The 17,558-nt window shown below is 52.9% G+C and carries 22 protein-coding genes; 16 read left to right on the forward strand and 6 right to left on the reverse strand.

The genetic code is table 11. The features are described from left to right. Positions 1 to 190 precede the first annotated feature (190 nt). The 14 genes from fliF (at position 191) to rcsA (ending at position 11,703) form a co-directional block, all read left to right on the forward strand. Positions 191 to 1,864: a flagellar basal-body MS-ring/collar protein FliF gene (gene fliF / locus BZK41_RS25065; protein WP_079939971.1), complete on the forward strand. Its 1,674-nt coding sequence runs from the start codon at positions 191 to 193 to the stop codon at positions 1,862 to 1,864. Beyond that, positions 1,857 to 2,852 (forward strand): flagellar motor switch protein FliG, encoded by a 996-nt coding sequence (gene fliG, locus BZK41_RS25070; protein WP_079939972.1) that lies wholly within the window; start codon positions 1,857 to 1,859, stop codon positions 2,850 to 2,852. Before fliF ends, fliG begins: the two co-directional genes overlap by 8 nt. Further along, complete coding sequence (gene fliH, locus BZK41_RS25075) at positions 2,845 to 3,552, forward strand: flagellar assembly protein FliH (protein WP_003030441.1); 708 nt, start codon at positions 2,845 to 2,847, stop codon at positions 3,550 to 3,552. Before fliG ends, fliH begins: the two co-directional genes overlap by 8 nt. Further along, positions 3,552 to 4,922 carry a flagellar protein export ATPase FliI gene (gene fliI, locus BZK41_RS25080; RefSeq protein ID WP_003030440.1) on the forward strand — a complete coding sequence of 457 codons (1,371 nt, stop codon included), beginning with the start codon at positions 3,552 to 3,554 and terminating at the stop codon, positions 4,920 to 4,922. Before fliH ends, fliI begins: the two co-directional genes overlap by 1 nt. 21 nt (positions 4,923 to 4,943) lie before the next feature. After that, positions 4,944 to 5,387 (forward strand): flagellar export protein FliJ, encoded by a 444-nt coding sequence (gene fliJ, locus BZK41_RS25085; RefSeq protein ID WP_079939973.1) that lies wholly within the window; start codon positions 4,944 to 4,946, stop codon positions 5,385 to 5,387. Beyond that, positions 5,384 to 6,613, forward strand: a complete 1,230-nt coding sequence (gene fliK, locus BZK41_RS25090) for a flagellar hook length control protein FliK (RefSeq protein WP_079939974.1) — start codon at positions 5,384 to 5,386, stop codon at positions 6,611 to 6,613. Before fliJ ends, fliK begins: the two co-directional genes overlap by 4 nt. Positions 6,614 to 6,717: 104 nt before the next feature. Further along, on the forward strand, positions 6,718 to 7,185 hold the full coding sequence (gene fliL, locus BZK41_RS25095; RefSeq protein ID WP_003030435.1) for a flagellar basal body-associated protein FliL: 468 nt from the start codon (positions 6,718 to 6,720) through the stop codon (positions 7,183 to 7,185). A gap of 4 nt (positions 7,186 to 7,189) precedes the next feature. Next, positions 7,190 to 8,194 (forward strand): flagellar motor switch protein FliM, encoded by a 1,005-nt coding sequence (gene fliM, locus BZK41_RS25100; protein ID WP_003030434.1) that lies wholly within the window; start codon positions 7,190 to 7,192, stop codon positions 8,192 to 8,194. Further along, on the forward strand, positions 8,191 to 8,604 hold the full coding sequence (gene fliN, locus BZK41_RS25105) for a flagellar motor switch protein FliN (protein ID WP_003030433.1): 414 nt from the start codon (positions 8,191 to 8,193) through the stop codon (positions 8,602 to 8,604). The genes fliM and fliN overlap by 4 nt, the downstream gene beginning before the upstream one ends. Beyond that, on the forward strand, positions 8,604 to 8,981 hold the full coding sequence (gene fliO / locus BZK41_RS25110) for a flagellar biosynthetic protein FliO (protein WP_139762666.1): 378 nt from the start codon (positions 8,604 to 8,606) through the stop codon (positions 8,979 to 8,981). The genes fliN and fliO overlap by 1 nt, the downstream gene beginning before the upstream one ends. Continuing rightward, a complete protein-coding gene (gene fliP / locus BZK41_RS25115; RefSeq protein ID WP_003834056.1) occupies positions 8,981 to 9,718 on the forward strand; it encodes a flagellar type III secretion system pore protein FliP in 738 nt (245 codons plus the stop codon). The genes fliO and fliP overlap by 1 nt, the downstream gene beginning before the upstream one ends. Before the next feature lie 9 nt (positions 9,719 to 9,727). Beyond that, a complete protein-coding gene (gene fliQ, locus BZK41_RS25120; protein ID WP_003030425.1) occupies positions 9,728 to 9,997 on the forward strand; it encodes a flagellar biosynthesis protein FliQ in 270 nt (89 codons plus the stop codon). 8 nt (positions 9,998 to 10,005) lie between these two features. Then, positions 10,006 to 10,791 (forward strand): flagellar biosynthetic protein FliR, encoded by a 786-nt coding sequence (gene fliR / locus BZK41_RS25125; protein ID WP_048218017.1) that lies wholly within the window; start codon positions 10,006 to 10,008, stop codon positions 10,789 to 10,791. A 288-nt stretch (positions 10,792 to 11,079) separates the two neighbouring features. Next, the gene (gene rcsA, locus BZK41_RS25130) at positions 11,080 to 11,703 is read left to right on the forward strand and encodes a transcriptional regulator RcsA (RefSeq protein WP_003030421.1); all 624 of its coding nucleotides are present in this window, start codon (positions 11,080 to 11,082) and stop codon (positions 11,701 to 11,703) included. Between the two features lie 54 nt (positions 11,704 to 11,757). Here the strand turns inward: rcsA and dsrB are convergent, their stop codons facing one another. After that, positions 11,758 to 11,946, reverse strand: a complete 189-nt coding sequence (gene dsrB, locus BZK41_RS25135) for a protein DsrB (RefSeq protein ID WP_003030419.1) — start codon at positions 11,944 to 11,946, stop codon at positions 11,758 to 11,760. Between the two features lie 163 nt (positions 11,947 to 12,109). Between dsrB and yodD the strand changes: the two genes are divergently transcribed. After that, positions 12,110 to 12,337, forward strand: a complete 228-nt coding sequence (gene yodD / locus BZK41_RS25140; protein ID WP_003030417.1) for a YodD family peroxide/acid resistance protein — start codon at positions 12,110 to 12,112, stop codon at positions 12,335 to 12,337. A 205-nt stretch (positions 12,338 to 12,542) separates the two neighbouring features. Here yodD and BZK41_RS25145 read toward each other — a convergent pair whose 3' ends face one another. Continuing rightward, positions 12,543 to 12,728, reverse strand: coding sequence for a DUF2158 domain-containing protein (locus tag BZK41_RS25145; RefSeq protein ID WP_003030415.1), 186 nt, complete (start codon positions 12,726 to 12,728; stop codon positions 12,543 to 12,545). 77 nt (positions 12,729 to 12,805) lie between these two features. Then, positions 12,806 to 13,753 carry a DUF808 domain-containing protein gene (locus BZK41_RS25150; RefSeq protein ID WP_139762668.1) on the reverse strand — a complete coding sequence of 316 codons (948 nt, stop codon included), beginning with the start codon at positions 13,751 to 13,753 and terminating at the stop codon, positions 12,806 to 12,808. Between the two features lie 143 nt (positions 13,754 to 13,896). Between BZK41_RS25150 and yedA the strand changes: the two genes are divergently transcribed. Continuing rightward, on the forward strand, positions 13,897 to 14,817 hold the full coding sequence (gene yedA, locus BZK41_RS25155; RefSeq protein WP_079939977.1) for a drug/metabolite exporter YedA: 921 nt from the start codon (positions 13,897 to 13,899) through the stop codon (positions 14,815 to 14,817). Here the strand turns inward: yedA and BZK41_RS25160 are convergent. The 3 genes from BZK41_RS25160 to BZK41_RS25170 form a co-directional block, all read right to left on the reverse strand. Continuing rightward, positions 14,809 to 15,276, reverse strand: coding sequence for a very short patch repair endonuclease (locus BZK41_RS25160; RefSeq protein WP_079939978.1), 468 nt, complete (start codon positions 15,274 to 15,276; stop codon positions 14,809 to 14,811). The genes yedA and BZK41_RS25160 overlap by 9 nt on opposite strands. Then, entirely contained in the window at positions 15,257 to 16,687 is a 1,431-nt protein-coding gene (locus BZK41_RS25165; protein WP_079939979.1) for a DNA cytosine methyltransferase, read from the reverse strand. The genes BZK41_RS25160 and BZK41_RS25165 overlap by 20 nt, the downstream gene beginning before the upstream one ends. Positions 16,688 to 16,763: 76 nt before the next feature. Then, positions 16,764 to 17,456 (reverse strand): phosphohydrolase, encoded by a 693-nt coding sequence (locus tag BZK41_RS25170; protein ID WP_079939980.1) that lies wholly within the window; start codon positions 17,454 to 17,456, stop codon positions 16,764 to 16,766. Positions 17,457 to 17,558: the final 102 nt, after the last annotated feature.

Here is a 17,558-nt window from a genome sequence, read left to right on the forward strand (position 1 = left end):
TAGCTGAGATTACCAGTTAGTCAATAAGATAAAGGCGTTAAATAACGATAAAAAACCACGGTTTTTAACGCATAGAAAAATTCGAAACCGCAAATAATGAGACCGTCAATTTTTCGAGTTTGCTGACCCGGGAGTGAGTCTTGTTCCACTTTGCAAAAAACGCCGTCCACGATAAGCCACGAGGTGCGAGATGAGTGCGACAGCATCGACTGCAACCCAGCTTAAACCTCTCGAGTGGTTAAACCGCCTGCGCGCGAATCCCAGAATTCCTTTGATTGTGGCGGGAGCCGCTGCTGTCGCTATCATCGTGGCGATGGTCCTGTGGGCCAAAGCGCCTGACTATCGCACGCTGTTCAGCAATCTTTCCGATCAGGATGGTGGCGCGATTGTCACCCAACTGACGCAGATGAACGTTCCCTATCGTTTTACTGAGGGAAGCGGTGCTATAGAAGTTCCTGCCGATAAAGTCCACGAACTGCGCTTACGTCTGGCACAACAAGGCCTGCCGAAAGGCGGCGCCGTTGGTTTTGAACTGCTGGATCAGGAAAAGTTTGGTATCAGCCAGTTTAGCGAGCAGGTCAACTACCAGCGTGCGCTGGAAGGTGAATTAGCCCGTACCATTGAAACGCTGGGACCGGTAAAACGCGCCCGCGTGCATCTGGCAATGCCGAAACCGTCGCTGTTTGTGCGTGAGCAAAAAGCGCCTTCGGCCTCTGTGACCGTGAATCTTGAGCCGGGTCGCGCACTGGATGAAGGTCAGATCAGTGCAGTTACGCATCTGGTTTCCAGCGCTGTCGCCGGGTTACCACCGGGCAACGTTACGCTGGTCGACCAGGCGGGTCATCTGTTAACTCAGTCGAACACCAGCAGCCGCGATCTTAACGATGCGCAGTTGAAATACGCCAGCGATGTCGAAGGCCGTGTTCAACGTCGTATCGAATCGATCCTGTCGCCGATTGTCGGCAACGGTAACGTACATGCGCAGGTCACCGCGCAACTGGATTTTGCTAATAAAGAGCAAACTGAAGAACAGTATCGTCCAAACGGTGATGATTCCCAGGCCGTGCTGCGTTCACGCCAGTTAAACGTCAGCGAGCAGATCGGGAGCGGAGCGCCGGGCGGCGTACCGGGCGCGTTGTCCAATCAGCCAGCACCGGCTAATACCGCGCCAATCGCTAACCCACCGGCTAATCAGCAAAATGCGCAAACCACGCAGACGGCAAATAACAACAATAATGCCGGTCCGCGCAGTACGCAGCGCAATGAAACCAGCAACTATGAAGTCGACCGTACCATTCGCCACACCAAAATGAACGTCGGCGATGTGCAGCGTCTCTCGGTGGCTGTGGTGGTCAACTATAAAACGTTGCCGGACGGCAAACCGCTGCCGTTAACCGCCGATCAGATGAAACAGATTGAGGACCTGACCCGCGAAGCGATGGGTTTCTCCGACAAACGTGGCGATACCCTGAACGTGGTGAACTCGCCCTTCACGGCGACCGACGATTCCATTGGCGAGCTGCCGTTCTGGAAACAGCAGGCCTTTATTGAACAGTTGATGACCGCTGGCCGTTGGTTACTGGTTCTGCTTGTTGCCTGGATCCTGTGGCGTAAGGCTGTTCGCCCGCAACTGGTTCGCCGCAGCGAAGAAGCAAAAGCGGTACAAGAACAAACGCGTATCCGTCAGGAAACCGAAGAAGCGGTAGAAGTTCGCCTCAGCAAAGACGAGCAGACCCAGCAGCGTCGTACGAATCAGCGTCTGGGTGCAGAAGTGATGAGCCAGCGTATTCGTGAAATGTCAGATAACGATCCGCGCGTCGTGGCGCTGGTCATTCGCCAGTGGATGAGTAACGAACATGAGTAATCTTAGCGGTACCGATAAAAGCGTCATCCTGTTAATGACCATTGGCGAGGATCGCGCGGCGGAGGTGTTTAAGCACCTTTCCACACGCGAAGTCCAGTTACTCAGTACAGCGATGGCAAACGTACGCCAGATCTCCAACAAACAGTTGACCGATGTGCTGGCCGAGTTTGAGCAAGAAGCAGAACAGTTTGCCGCGCTGAATATCAACGCCAACGAATATCTGCGTTCCGTACTGGTGAAAGCGCTGGGCGAGGAACGCGCCTCCAGCCTGCTGGAAGATATTCTGGAAACCCGCGATACCACCAGCGGCATTGAAACACTCAACTTTATGGAGCCGCAAAGCGCCGCCGACCTTATCCGCGACGAGCATCCGCAGATTATCGCCACCATTCTGGTGCACCTCAAACGGGGCCAGGCTGCCGATATTCTGGCGCTGTTCGACGAGCGTTTACGTCACGACGTGATGCTGCGTATCGCCACCTTCGGCGGCGTGCAGCCTGCCGCGCTGGCAGAACTGACCGAGGTACTGAACGGCCTGCTCGATGGCCAGAACCTCAAGCGCAGCAAAATGGGCGGCGTGAGAACGGCGGCAGAAATTATCAACCTGATGAAAACCCAGCAGGAAGAAGCAGTTATTACCGCCGTACGCGAATTCGACGGCGAACTGGCGCAGAAAATTATCGACGAAATGTTCCTGTTCGAAAACCTGGTGGACGTCGACGATCGCAGTATCCAGCGCCTGCTGCAGGAAGTGGATTCCGAATCGCTGCTGATTGCCCTGAAAGGTGCCGAACAGCCGCTACGCGAGAAGTTCCTGCGCAACATGTCGCAACGTGCTGCCGATATTCTGCGCGACGACCTTGCCAACCGCGGTCCGGTGCGTTTGTCGCAAGTGGAAAACGAACAGAAAGCAATTCTGCTTATTGTACGTCGTCTGGCGGAAACCGGCGAGATGGTGATCGGCAGCGGCGAGGATACCTATGTCTAACGAACTGCCGTGGAAAGTCTGGACTCCGGACGACCTCGCCCCACCGATGGCAGAGTTCGTGCTGGCCGACCACAGCGAAACGCCGCTGTCAGAAGAGGCTGAAGAGCCACAGCTTTCCGCAGAGCAACAGCTTGAACAACAGCTTGCGCAGCTGCAAATGCAGGCCCATGAGCAAGGGTATAACGCGGGGCTGGCAGAAGGTCGACAAAAAGGTCACGAGCAAGGTTATCAGGAAGGTCTGAGCCAGGGACTGGAGCAAGGCCAGAACCAGGCGCGCGCGCAGCATGCGCCGATCCATGCCCGCATGCAGCAGCTGGTGAGCGAGTTTCAGAATACGCTGGACGCACTGGACAGCGTCATTGCCTCACGCCTGATGCAAATGGCGCTGGAGGCGGCGCGTCAGGTGATTGGTCAGACGCCTATAGTAGATAACGCTGCGCTGATTAAGCAGATCCAACAGTTATTGCAACAGGAACCGCTGTTTAGCGGTAAGCCACAGCTACGCGTCCATCCGGACGATCTCCAGCGTGTGGAGGAGATGCTCGGTGCGACTCTCAGCCTGCACGGCTGGCGGCTGCGCGGCGACCCCACGCTGCATCACGGCGGTTGTAAAGTCTCAGCCGACGAAGGCGATCTGGATGCCAGCGTCGCCACTCGCTGGCAAGAACTCTGCCGTCTGGCAGCGCCGGGAGTCGTGTAATGACCACTCGCCTGACCCGCTGGCTCAATACGCTGGACAACTTCGAAGAGAAAATGTCGCTACTGCCTGCGGTGCGCCGTTACGGTCGCCTGACCCGCGCCACCGGGCTGGTACTGGAAGCCACGGGATTACAGTTGCCGCTGGGCGCCACCTGCGTCATTGAGCGCCAGGACGGCAACGAAACCCAGGAAGTCGAAAGTGAAGTCGTGGGCTTTAACGGCCAGCGTCTGTTTTTGATGCCGCTCGAAGAGGTCGAAGGCGTTCTGCCCGGCGCGCGCGTGTACGCGAAGAACATCGCCGGAGAAGGTCTGCAAAGCGGGAAGCAATTACCGCTTGGCCCTGCTCTGCTGGGTCGGGTGCTGGACGGTAGCGGCAAACCGCTCGACGGACTGCCCGCCCCGGATACCACCGAAACCGGCGCGCTGATTACGCCACCGTTTAACCCGCTGCAACGTACCGCAATAGAACACGTCCTGGATACCGGCGTACGCCCCATCAACGCGTTGTTAACCGTTGGTCGCGGCCAGCGTATGGGGCTTTTCGCAGGTTCCGGCGTCGGTAAAAGCGTCCTGCTCGGCATGATGGCGCGCTATACCCAGGCCGATGTTATCGTCGTGGGCCTAATTGGCGAACGTGGCCGCGAAGTTAAAGATTTTATTGAAAACATTCTCGGCGCTGACGGTCGCGCACGCTCGGTAGTGATTGCCGCTCCGGCGGACGTCTCGCCGCTGTTGCGCATGCAAGGCGCGGCCTATGCCACGCGTATCGCCGAAGATTTCCGCGATCGCGGGCAGCACGTATTGCTGATTATGGATTCCCTCACCCGCTATGCGATGGCGCAACGTGAGATAGCCCTGGCGATCGGCGAGCCACCGGCAACCAAAGGTTATCCGCCGTCAGTATTCGCCAAATTACCAGCGCTGGTTGAACGGGCCGGAAACGGTATCCACGGCGGCGGTTCAGTCACCGCGTTTTATACGGTACTGACCGAGGGCGACGACCAGCAGGACCCGATTGCCGATTCCGCGCGCGCGATTCTTGACGGCCACATTGTGCTGTCACGTCATCTGGCCGAGGCGGGTCACTATCCGGCCATCGATATTGAAGCCTCGATCAGCCGCGCCATGACCGCGCTCATTAGTGAAAAACACTACGCACGGGTGCGCAACTTTAAACAGTTGCTGTCCAGCTTCCAGCGTAACCGCGATCTGGTCAGCGTGGGGGCGTATGCCAAAGGCAGCGATCCGATGCTGGATAAAGCCATCGCCTTATGGCCACAGTTGGAAGCATTCTTACAGCAAGGCATTTTTGAACGGGCTGACTGGGAAGATTCTCTACAAGCTTTGGAACTGATTTTCCCTGGTGTGTGATTAAGCAGGAGAGCATAGGTCATGGCACAACATGGTGCGTTAGCAACACTGAAAGACCTGGCTGAAAAAGAGGTAGATGACGCCGCTGTCTTATTAGGAGAGATGCGTCGTGGCTGTCAGCAGGCGGAAGAACAGTTAAAAATGCTGATCGATTATCAGCATGAGTATCGCAACAATCTGAATGCCGATATGGGCCAGGGTATTACCAGCAATCGCTGGATTAACTACCAGCAATTTATTCAGACGCTGGAAAAAGCGATTGAGCAACACCGCCAACAGCTCAATCAGTGGACGCAAAAAGTGGACATGGCGTTGAACAGTTGGCGCGACAAAAAACAACGATTACAGGCGTGGCAGACGTTGCAGGACAGACAAACCTCGGCGGCGTTACTGGCCGAAAACCGTCTGGATCAGAAAAAAATGGATGAATTTGCTCAGCGCGCAGCTATGAGGAAACCCGAATGATTACTTTACCCCAACTGATTACCACCGACACCGACGTAGCCGCAGGTCTTCAGTCAGGCAAAGCGGTAGATTCACCCGAGGATTTTTTAGCGCTGCTGGCTGGTGCATTAGGTGCGGGCGACGCACAGGGTAAAGATGCTCCTCTGTCGCTTGCCGACTTACAGGCGGCCAGCAGTAAGCTACAAAAAGGGTTACTGCAAAAAGGGTTACTGCAAAAAAATGGCGATGCCGCACAGTCGGTCAAATTAACCGATCTGCTGGCGCAACAGGAGCTGCAAACCGACGCTTCTTTTGCCGACATGACGGACGCTCAGCAACTGTTGTCCGCCCTCACGCCTTCACTGAAAGCCAATGCTTTGACGACTCTGGGCAAAGTCGCTCAGCAGGACGAAAAAAATACTACGCTGAGTGATGACGATCTTGCCAACCTCAGCGCGTTGTTCGCCATGCTACCAGGACAACCGCCGGCTACGCCTGCCGTCGACAGCACACCAACCCCAGTTGATGCCACGCTTTCGGCATTATCACGTGGCGCTGTACAGGGCGCGGCGACTGATAATGCAGACGAATTACTGCCGGGTGATGCCAAAAAAGGCAAATCGGATGTCACGATTGCTGGCGGTGGTGCTAATCAGGCAAACAATCCAACATTAACCCCGCTGACGGTGGCGGCGAACGCCAGAGCTGAAATCGACAGCACCCCATCACCGACCAGCATTGGCATGACTGCGGCCCCGCTAAGTGGCCCACCAACACACGCACAACCGTTACCGACGGCCGCGCCAGTGTTAAGCGCTCCGTTAGGTAGCCATGAATGGCAGCAATCGCTGAGTCAGCACGTCACATTGTTCACGCGCCAGGGCCAGCAAAGCGCAGAACTGCGTCTGCATCCGCAGGACCTGGGTCAGGTACATATTTCGCTCAAGCTGGACGATAACCTCGCGCAGCTGCAAATGGTATCACCGCACAGTCACGTGCGCGCCGCACTGGAAGCCGCATTACCGATGCTGCGTACGCAGTTGGCTGAAAGCGGGATCCAACTGGGGCAAAGCAACATCAGCAGTGAAAGCTTCGCTGGCCATCAGCAGTCTTCCGGACAGCAACAGCAATCTGGTCGTGCTCAAGGACAAGACATTTTTGCCGCTGAAGATGACGCAATACTGGCAACCCCAGCCTCGCTGCAAGCCGCTGCCCGCGGCGATGGCGCAGTAGACATCTTCGCCTAACGCCAGAGGTAGCATGATTATCCGCGTCTTTTCCACGCTTTGTCGTGGACAGGACACGGGATAATCAGCCCATAAGCTGTACCGAAACAGGAAGCCCGTATCTGATGACTGACTCCGCGATTAACAAAAAAAGTAAACGCGCTATTTGGATCCCTCTGCTGGTATTAATTACCCTCGCCGCCTGCGCAACTGCGGGTTATAGCTACTGGCGCATGCAGCAGCAGCCGTCCGCCAGCGTCAAAGCGGAACCGGCTCCACCGCCAGCCCCGGTGTTCTTTGCGCTGGATACCTTTACCGTCAATCTGGGTGATGCAGACCGTGTACTGTATATCGGTATCACGCTGCGCATGAAAGATGAGGCGACACGTTCACGTCTTAACGAATATCTGCCGGAAGTGCGCAGCCGTTTGCTGCTGCTGTTTTCTCGTCAGAATGCGGCCACACTCGCCACTGAGGAAGGTAAGCAACAGCTGATTACCGCCATTAAAGAGACGCTGGCGACTCCGCTCGTTGTTGGACAGCCGAAACAGGTTGTCACCGACGTTCTTTATACAGCTTTTATTCTGCGGTAAAGACATGGGCGACAGTATTCTTTCTCAGGCTGAAATCGACGCATTGCTGAACGGCGATAGCGAAACCAAAGACGAACCCATTTCAGGTATCGCAAAAGAAAGCGATATTCGTCCTTATGATCCCAACACTCAGCGTCGCGTTGTACGTGAGCGTTTACAGGCGTTGGAGATCATTAACGAACGCTTTGCGCGCCAGTTCCGAATGGGATTATTTAACCTGTTGCGCCGTAGCCCGGATATTACCGTGGGTGCGATCCGTATCCAGCCATACCATGAATTTGCGCGCAACTTACCGGTTCCGACCAACCTGAACTTAATCCACCTGAAGCCGCTGCGCGGTACGGGTTTGGTGGTGTTCTCACCGAGTCTGGTATTTATCGCCGTAGACAACCTGTTTGGCGGTGACGGTCGTTTCCCGACAAAAGTCGAAGGCCGCGAATTTACGCACACGGAACAACGCGTTATTAACCGCATGCTGAAGCTGGCGCTGGAAAGCTACAGCGACGCGTGGAAGGCCATCAACCCGCTGGAAGTGGAATACGTTCGTTCCGAGATGCAGGTGAAATTTACCAATATCACCACCTCTCCGAACGACATTGTGGTGAACACCCCGTTCCACGTTGAAATTGGCAACCTGACCGGTGAATTTAACATCTGTCTGCCATTCAGCATGATTGAACCGTTGCGTGAGCTGCTGGTGAATCCGCCGCTGGAAAACTCGCGTAATGAAGATCAGAACTGGCGCAATAATCTGGTGCGTCAGGTTCAGCATTCTGAACTGGAGCTGGTGGCAAACTTTGCCGACATTCCGCTGCGGCTATCCCAGATTTTAAAACTGAAACCCGGCGATGTACTGCCGATTGAGAAACCCGACCGCATTATTGCTCATGTGGACGGCGTGCCTGTGCTGACCAGCCAGTATGGCACCGTAAACGGTCAGTATGCGTTACGCGTAGAACATCTGATAAACCCGATTTTGAATTCGCTGAATGAGGAACAGCCCAAATGAGTGATATGAATAATCCGTCCGATGAGAACACTGGCGCATTGGACGATCTGTGGGCTGACGCGTTAAACGAGCAAAAAACCACGCCCACCAAAAGTGCGGCCGATGCGGTATTCCAGCAGTTAGGTGGCGGCGACGTCAGCGGCGCTTTGCAGGACATCGACCTGATCATGGACATTCCGGTCAAGCTGACCGTCGAACTGGGCCGTACCCGCATGACCATCAAAGAGCTGCTGCGTCTGACGCAGGGTTCGGTTGTCGCACTGGATGGTCTGGCAGGCGAGCCGCTGGATATCCTGATCAACGGTTACCTGATTGCCCAGGGCGAAGTCGTCGTGGTCGCGGATAAATACGGTGTGCGTATCACTGACATTATCACCCCGTCTGAACGTATGCGCCGTCTGAGCCGTTAATCATGAATACCCAGGCTACCGTTTCTCAACCCGCCGCCGTTCCCGGCTCACCGCTGGTGCAGGTAAGCGGCGCGCTGCTCGGGATCATCGTCTTGATCCTGGCGGCGGCCTGGGTCATTAAACGTCTGGGGTTTGCCCCCAAAAATACCGGTACACGCGGGCTGAAAGTCACGGCCAGCACCTCACTGGGTCCACGTGAGCGCGTGGTGATTGTCGAGGTCGAAGATGCCCGTCTGGTACTGGGTGTCACAGCCTCACAGATTAATGTCCTGCACACCCTGCCCCCGGCACCTGCCGATGCAGAAGAAAAAACGGCCTCCCCTGCGGATTTCCAGGCCATGATGAAGAGTTTGCTGAAGCGTCCTGGGAGATCCTGATGCGCCGTTTGTTATCCCTTACGCTAGCAGGCTTGTGGCTTTTCAGCCCCGTTGCCCTCGCCCAACTCCCGGGGCTGGTCAGTCAGCCGTTGCCGGGCGGCGGACAAAACTGGACGTTGCCCGTGCAGACGCTGGTGTTCATCACCTCGCTGACGTTCCTGCCTGCAATTTTGCTGATGATGACCAGCTTCACCCGCATCATCATCGTTTTCGGTCTACTGCGAAATGCGCTGGGTACCCCCTCTGCACCGCCTAACCAGGTGCTCCTGGGCCTGGCGCTCTTTTTGACCTTTTTCATCATGTCGCCGGTGATCGATAAAATCTACGTTGACGCTTACCAACCGTTCAGCGAAGAGAAGATCTCCATGCAGGAAGCCATGGAGAAAGGCGCCCAGCCGCTGCGCGAGTTTATGTTGCGCCAGACCCGTGAAGCCGATCTGGCACTCTTCGCGCGCTTAGCAAACAGCGGTCCGTTACAGGGGCCAGAAGCCGTACCGATGCGAATTTTGCTGCCTGCTTATGTCACCAGTGAGTTGAAAACAGCATTCCAGATAGGCTTTACCATTTTTATTCCGTTTCTGATTATCGACCTGGTGATCGCCAGCGTGCTGATGGCGCTCGGGATGATGATGGTACCGCCAGCCACAATCGCGTTGCCGTTCAAGCTGATGCTATTTGTGTTGGTAGATGGTTGGCAGCTACTTGTCGGCTCGCTGGCACAAAGCTTTTACAGTTAGAGGCGCGAAATGACTCCTGAATCGGTCATGATGATGGGCACAGAGGCGATGAAAGTCGCCCTTGCCCTTGCCGCGCCTTTGTTGTTAGTCGCTCTCGTCACAGGTCTTATCATTAGTATTCTGCAGGCGGCGACCCAGATTAACGAAATGACGCTGTCCTTCATTCCCAAAATTGTCGCGGTGTTTATTGCCATCATTGTTGCTGGCCCGTGGATGCTTAACCTGCTGCTCGACTACGTGCGTACGCTGTTCAGCAATATCCCCTATATCATCGGGTAGACAACGTTATGTTGCAGGTGACCAGCGTTGAGTGGCTCCATTGGCTGAATTTATACTTCTGGCCTTTGCTGCGCATACTGGCGCTCATCTCAACGGCCCCCATCCTCAGTGAACGAGCCATCCCTAAACGGGTAAAGCTGGGGCTGGGGTTGATGATAACCGTCGTTATCGCCCCGTCGATTCCCGCCGTTGACGTCCCCATCTTTTCTGTTGGCGCGCTATGGCAGGCAATGCAACAAATCCTGATCGGTATCGCTTTAGGCTTCACGATGCAGTTTGCGTTTGCCGCAGTACGTACCGCCGGGGAATTAATTGGCCTGCAAATGGGCCTTTCCTTCGCGACGTTCTTCGATCCCGGTAGCCGTCTGAATATGCCGGTTCTGGCACGACTGATCGACATGCTCGCCATGCTGCTGTTCCTGACCTTTAACGGCCATTTATGGCTGATTTCGCTGCTGGTAGATACTTTTCATACTCTGCCCATCGGCGGCAATCCGGTGAACAGCAATGCGTTTCTCGCGCTGGCACGGGCAGGTAGCCTGATTTTCCTCAACGGACTAATGCTGGCCCTGCCGGTAATGACGCTTCTACTCACGCTGAACCTCGCACTTGGTTTGTTAAATCGCATGGCACCACAGCTGTCGGTTTTCGTCATCGGCTTTCCTCTCACTCTGACCGTAGGTATTTCACTAATGGCGGCGCTAATGCCATTAATTGCGCCATTCTGCGAACGATTATTCAGTGAAATTTTTAATTTACTGGCCGATATCGTCAGCGAAATGCCAGGAAAATAATAACCCTTAATTTTTATCCTGTTTTACTAAGGATTGTCCTAAATTTAAAAAGTGACAACATCCACCAAGATATCTCTGTCGCGGTTTATTTGTTTTTGCCTCACTCACATAACGCAACATTCACTTTACTTTAAGATGTTTCCTGGCAAATTATACGCAACTTTACGGGATAGTAAATTCGCCTGAAAAACAGCGAAAGCGTCATCTTGGGTCGTTATTATTCCGTTTAGTTGTGATGAAATAATCAGGTAAGGGGAATTATCGTTACGCATTGAGTGAGGGTATGCCATGTCAACGATTATTATGGATTTATGCAGTTACACCCGACTAGGGTTAACCGGATATCTGGTAAGTCGGGGGGTGAAAAAAAGGGAAATCAACAACATTTCCAACGTTGATGAACTCAGTCTCGCCTGTGTCTCTCAACAACCCGCTGTGGTGTTTATTAATGAGGACTGCTTTATCCACGATCCTGCTAATAGCCAGCAAATAAAGCAAATCATTAATCAGCATCCCAGCACATTATTTATTGTGTTTATGGCAATTGCCAACGTGCATTTTGATGAATATCTACTCGTCAGAAAAAATTTATTGATTAGTTCTAAATCGATTAAACCTGACTCACTGGATAAACTACTTGGCGATATTCTGAAAAAAGAAGTAGATATTGCTATTGATGTGAATCTGCCGACATTATCATTAAGTCGAACCGAATCCAGCATGCTGCGTATGTGGATGGAGGGTCAGGGAACAATACAGATATCAGATCAAATGAATATCAAAGCCAAAACGGTGTCATCCCATAAGGGGAATATAAAACGAAAGATTAAGACGCATAATAAGCAAGTTATCTATCACGTTGTGAGGCTTACGGATAACGTCACCAATGGTATCTTTGTGAATATGCGCTAAAACGTTCTGACTGGTGGCGACTCCACCAGTCAGAATCAAACAGCAGAATTCAATTCACTCCACTTTTTCCACAAAGATACCATCCTGATGACCTGATTCATTAAAGAACCAGATACCGAGCGGGTAGTCTTCCAGCGAAACCAGGTACATGGTGCCTTCACTAAACTCTTCGATTGCCAGTACCACGCCCGGTCGACGAGGACCGCCGTCCGTTTTGACTGTGACCCGATCATTCACCTTCATAGTTTTCCTCCTGTGGCTTTGTGCCAGTGTAGAACAAATTCCTTTTTCTGGCAGCGCTATGCACGCGCGATTGCGGGTTTTATCGACGGTCTATACTTAAGTTGTGCGTATTCGATGTTTGGGTACGCTCCCCCGGTATCCTTAACGGTTGAGAGGTATGAGGATGAAAACCGCGAAAGAGTACAGCGATACGGCCAAACGTGAAGTCAGCGTCGATGTCGACGCGCTGCTAAAGGCAATCAACGAAATCTGCGAGAGTGAAATTCATCGCAGCCAGGATGACCCGGAGCGCGTCAGCGTCGACGGGCGAGATTACCATACATGGCATGAACTGGCCGATGCGTTCGAGCTTGATATCCATGACTTTAGCGTGTCGGAGATCAATCGCTGACTGAGGGCGAAAAAAATCCCGGCCCTTATCGGGTCGGGATCAAGCTTGCTTATGCAAGAAGCACTTGTAAATTCGTTACACCAGAAAATCTGATGTGAACCAAACCTTATCTGCAATTTTTTTGCCTGACAAGTAAATAATTCTCACCGGAATGATAAATATAACTAATAGGTGAGAGATCACCTGGTTACGGTCGAGCAAATGTTCAGGCATCCTGACAGAGCTGTCTTCGCTCGCCCGGCACCACCAGTTCATCTTCACGGAATGCTTCCCGTTTAACGCCAAAGCCGTCGTACCAGCGACACTCCACCATTCCGCTGGCATACCCGGTAACGATCATACGTGGGCCACCCTCTTTGGAGGTGACTTCCTCACTGACAGAAAAGACCATACCTGCCTCCTGTATCAAGAGAAACCTTTACACCTTAGATGACAAAGAGGCGTTTTGCGTAATCAGTCCTGTAACAATTAGTGCGAAACTCCGCGCAGTCTGGCGACAGCTTTTACCAGCAGAACGACAATCCCGCCGATGATAAATCCGAGCACCAGGTTAAGCAGGGTCGGAAGCATTAGCGAAATCAATGTACTTTGCTGCTGAGCAAAATGTTCAATCGCATGATGCAGCGGCGATATTCCGTGTACCACAATGCCGCCTCCCACCAAAAACATCGCCAGTGTGCCGACCACAGAAAGTGTTTTCATAAGCCAGGGGGCAACCACCAGCAACCCTTTCCCCAGCGACTGGGCAAGCAGACTGCGCTTTTCTGCCAACCAGTACCCGATGTCATCAAGCTTAACGATAATCCCGACCAGGCCATATACGCCCACGGTCACCACTAACGCGATACCTGATAACACCAACACCTGATTCAGCAAGGGTGCGTCCGCGACAATACCCAGCGTAATCGCGACAATCTCTGCAGACAAAATGAAGTCGGTACGTATTGCCCCTTTGATTTTATCTTTCTCAAAGGTGAGTGGATCCTGTGCGGCCAGAGCAGTCAGACGCTGCTGACGCTCTTCCGGGCTTTCTTTGTGCTTACGCGCCTCCAGGGTATGCAGAACCTTTTCCACCCCTTCAAAACAGAGAAATGCCCCGCCTACCATTAATAAGGGGGTGATCGCCCAGGGAATAAATGCGCTTATCAATAATGCCAACGGCACCAGAATAACTTTGTTAACAAACGATCCTTTCGCCACGCTCCAGACAACCGGGAGTTCACGGTTAGCCCGCACGCCCGACACCTGCTGCGCATTAAGCGACAGATCATCTCCCAGCACGCCCGCGGTTTTTTTCGCGGCCAGTTTTCCCATCACTGAGATATCATCCAGCAGCGTGGCGATATCATCGAGTAAGGTCAGTAAGCTACTTCCTGCCAAAATTTTAACCCTCAATATTATTTTTTTTGCAGTCATAAGTATGAAGTAAAACACGCCATGCTGAAACTGACCTTTCTGGTCAACAAGTTTTTAACATCGACACGTAATTATAAATCTCGCCAGTAAGATAGTTTTGACGTTTACTATGTTGCACCTTTTTATTTCTACCGTGAGGGATTATGCGTTTCAGGCAATTGTTACCACTTTTCAGTGCGCTATTCGCGCTGTACATCATTTGGGGTTCCACGTACTTCGTTATTCGCATTGGCGTAGAAAGCTGGCCGCCGTTAATGATGGCAGCCGTACGTTTTCTCTCCGCGGGAATTTTATTAACAAGTTTCTTACTTATTCGCGGGCATAAGCTGCCCCCCTTACGCCTAATCCTGAACGCCGCGTTAATTGGTATCCTGCTGCTGGCTGTGGGTAATGGGCTGGTCACCGTCGCAGAACATCAAAATGTCCCTTCCGGTATTGCCGCCGTGGTGGTCGCCACCGTCCCGTTATTTACGCTGTGTTTTAGCCACTTTTTTGGCATCAAAACGCGCAAGCTGGAATGGTTGGGGATAGCGATTGGGTTAGCAGGGATCATCATGCTGAACAGCGGAGGCAATTTAAGTGGCAATCCGTGGGGCGCTATTTTAATCCTGATCGGTTCGATAAGCTGGGCGTTTGGCTCGGTGTACGGTTCACGCATTACGCTACCCGTTGGCATGATGGCCGGAGCCATTGAAATGTTAGCCGCTGGTATTGTGCTGATGTGCGCGTCATTACTCTCCGGAGAAAAACTGACCACCATGCCAACATTTTCAGGCTTTATGGCGGTGGCTTACCTGGCCCTGTTTGGCTCCATTATTGCCATTAATGCGTATATGTTCCTGATCCGCAATGTCAGCCCGGCGCTAGCCACCAGCTATGCCTACGTCAATCCGGTTGTTGCCGTGCTGTTAGGGACCGGTCTTGGGGGAGAAAGACTGGCCCCTATCGAATGGCTGGCGCTCGGCGTGATCGTGTTTGCTGTGGTGCTGGTAACATTGGGGAAATACCTGTTCCCTGTTAAAGCGGACGCCGTTGCGGCCCCGTCGGAAAAGACGTTACAGTAAATGAATACCGAGAGTGTCGATCTGCGCGGTGTCGCCACCGCCGCAGATCCACTCGATGACTCGTTCAGATAACGCTTCATCGTCCAGCTTTTCGCGACCACGCAGGGCGCACTCCCAGACAATCAGTACCCGCCAGCCCAAAACCCGCAACTTTTCACAATCCCGCGCATCACGTTGGACATTTTTGCCTATTTTTTCCAGCCAGAATTCCGTTCGTGTCGCGGGGACTTTGAAGAGATAACAGTTGTGATGATGCCAGAAGCAGCCATGGGTAAAAATCACACAATGATAATCATCCACCACAAAATCGGGACGACCGGGTAACGTCGCATCCTGCACGCGAAACGTTACCCCCTGCTCTGTCAGCACGCTGGCAAGGCGTTTTTCAATTGCGGTATCGCGGGTAGCTATCGCCCGCATATTTTTACTGCGTGTTGCTTTATCGTGAACGTCTGCCATGCAGGTTCTCTTTCTCGCGAATAGCAACCGCCTGTTTGATTTTCGGCTCCAGCAGCCTGGCCACCGCCGCAAATGCCGGAACGACCACCGAATTACCAAACTGGCGATAAGCCTGAGTATCTGACACCGGGATCCTGAACTGATAGCCCTGCGGAGATTCAAACCCCATCAGACGCGCGCACTCTCTTGGCGTAAGTCTGCGTGGGCGGTGTCGCTGATTCTGCGGATCGTCAAAATCTTTTTCACCCAGCGCCATATCCCAGCCACGGTCAATCAGGATCTCCGCCCCATCCTTATAATAACGCGCAGATAATGTGCGCGTTACGCTATCAGGGTTACCGGGATACACCATGCCATAACCAAATCCATTTCCCCGCGCCTGATGTTTTTTCGCATAACGATAGAGGTATTTCCACAGCACCGGCGTCAGTATATATTTCGCATCAACGGTCGGCTCAAGCAGTTCCGCCAGCGTAGTACGTCGCTGCGGGTAACGCGTGACAATATCCCGCAACGTGAAGTCTGATTTCAAATTCAGATCGCGTCGGAAGCCGACAAGCACGATACGTTCGCGATGTTGAGGCAAAAAATGTTGCCCATCGATAATTTTCGGATCGTCCGGACCGTTATCCGCCGCATCCGCCACGTCATAACCCAGCTCGTCCAGCGTTTGCATAATAATGCGAAACGTTTTGCCCTGATCGTGACTCTTCAGGTTTTTGACGTTTTCGAGCACAAATATGGCGGGCCGACGCGCGTCGATGATGCGCACCACATCAAAAAATAGTGTGCCTTGCGTATCACAGGCGAAACCATGGGCCCGCCCTAACGCGTTTTTCTTTGATACACCAGCCAGAGAAAATGGCTGACATGGGAATCCGGCCAACAGCACGTCATGTTCAGGCACATGCTGGCGAATATGTTCCGCCGCCTGCAGGTCACTCACCCCTTCATGATGGCTGAGCGTGATATCACGAATATCTTCATTAAAGCGGTGCTGGAGCGGATCGCAGTAGTTGTTCGCTTTATAGGTGCGCACCGCGTGCTTGTTCCACTCACTGGTAAACACGCACTGCCCACCAATCGCTTCAAAGCCGCGACGAATGCCGCCAATGCCGGCAAAAAGATCGATAAAGCGAAAAGCATAGTGCGGATGATGTGCAGGTGGTTTCGGCAACAAAGTATTCAGATGATTAAGCTCGCGGTCGCTGAGGCGATGCCATGTTTCATTAGCAACTACTCGCTTAAAGATGGCCGGGCTCCAGCGGTTCTCGCCAACGCCATTCAGATGAGCAACCAGCGTTTTCACGTCATATATTTCAAGCAACTTGGCCAACACCACCTGCACGTCGGCCTCGTTTTCATCTGTCATTGGGTTCATGGAGCCTGCTACTGAAAAATTATCCTGCATACATTTAACCGGCAGAAATGGATAACCGACAGATTAACATAAATTAGCACGGTTGACGTTTCAGCCGTACTGGCGACTAGCGTGCTTTAAAGGGTTGAATCACGTCAAGATCCAGCATTTCGTATTCTCCTTTTAGCTCCGCACTCAGCTTTGCCATATACGTCAGTAAAAAATCCGCATTATGTTGTGCCAAATGCCGCCCTTGTTCGGTTTGCATCGTCAACGGCAACGTCAATAATTTGGTCTGGAAGTGATCGAGCGCATACTGTTTATCGTCAAGGCTACGCTTTCGGGCAAACGGATCTTCCGCATCAAACAGCGCAACCCCCAACGCCCCTGAAACGGCAAAGACGCGCGCTAAACCGATCGCACCCAGCGCCTCAAGCCGGTCAGCATCCTGCACGATTTTGGCTTCAAGGGTTTCTGGCGCGATTTTGGCGCTAAAACTGTGCGCCTCAATGGCATGACACACTGCCGATAACCGCTGTCGTGGAAAATCCGGAAAATCGCGCATCAAAACGCGACGTGTTTCCTGGGCTGCCAGTACCGACGAACGATGACGCTCAGGATGGTTCTTCGGCAGGCTGACGAGATCATGGAAGTAGCATGCGGTCAGCACCACCAGCCAGTCCACGGTTGCATCTGTACTCAGCTTTTGCGCCGTCATCCACACACGTCGAAAGTGAAAGATGTCATGTGCAGCATCTTGTCCGGAATGGTTATCAGCTAACCAGGCTTCAAATTGCGACTGCCAGTCGTGCAGTTCCATGCTATCTCCCTTTGTAGAAAGAAAATCACCTTAGCAACAATTTTCATTGCAAACCACTGCCTGCCCCATTACATAATTAATTTTTATTATCACAACGAAAAC

Origin of the sequence: Citrobacter sp. A316, assembly GCF_002042945.1 — a bacterium.
GTDB classification, from domain to species: domain Bacteria; phylum Pseudomonadota; class Gammaproteobacteria; order Enterobacterales; family Enterobacteriaceae; genus Citrobacter; species Citrobacter portucalensis.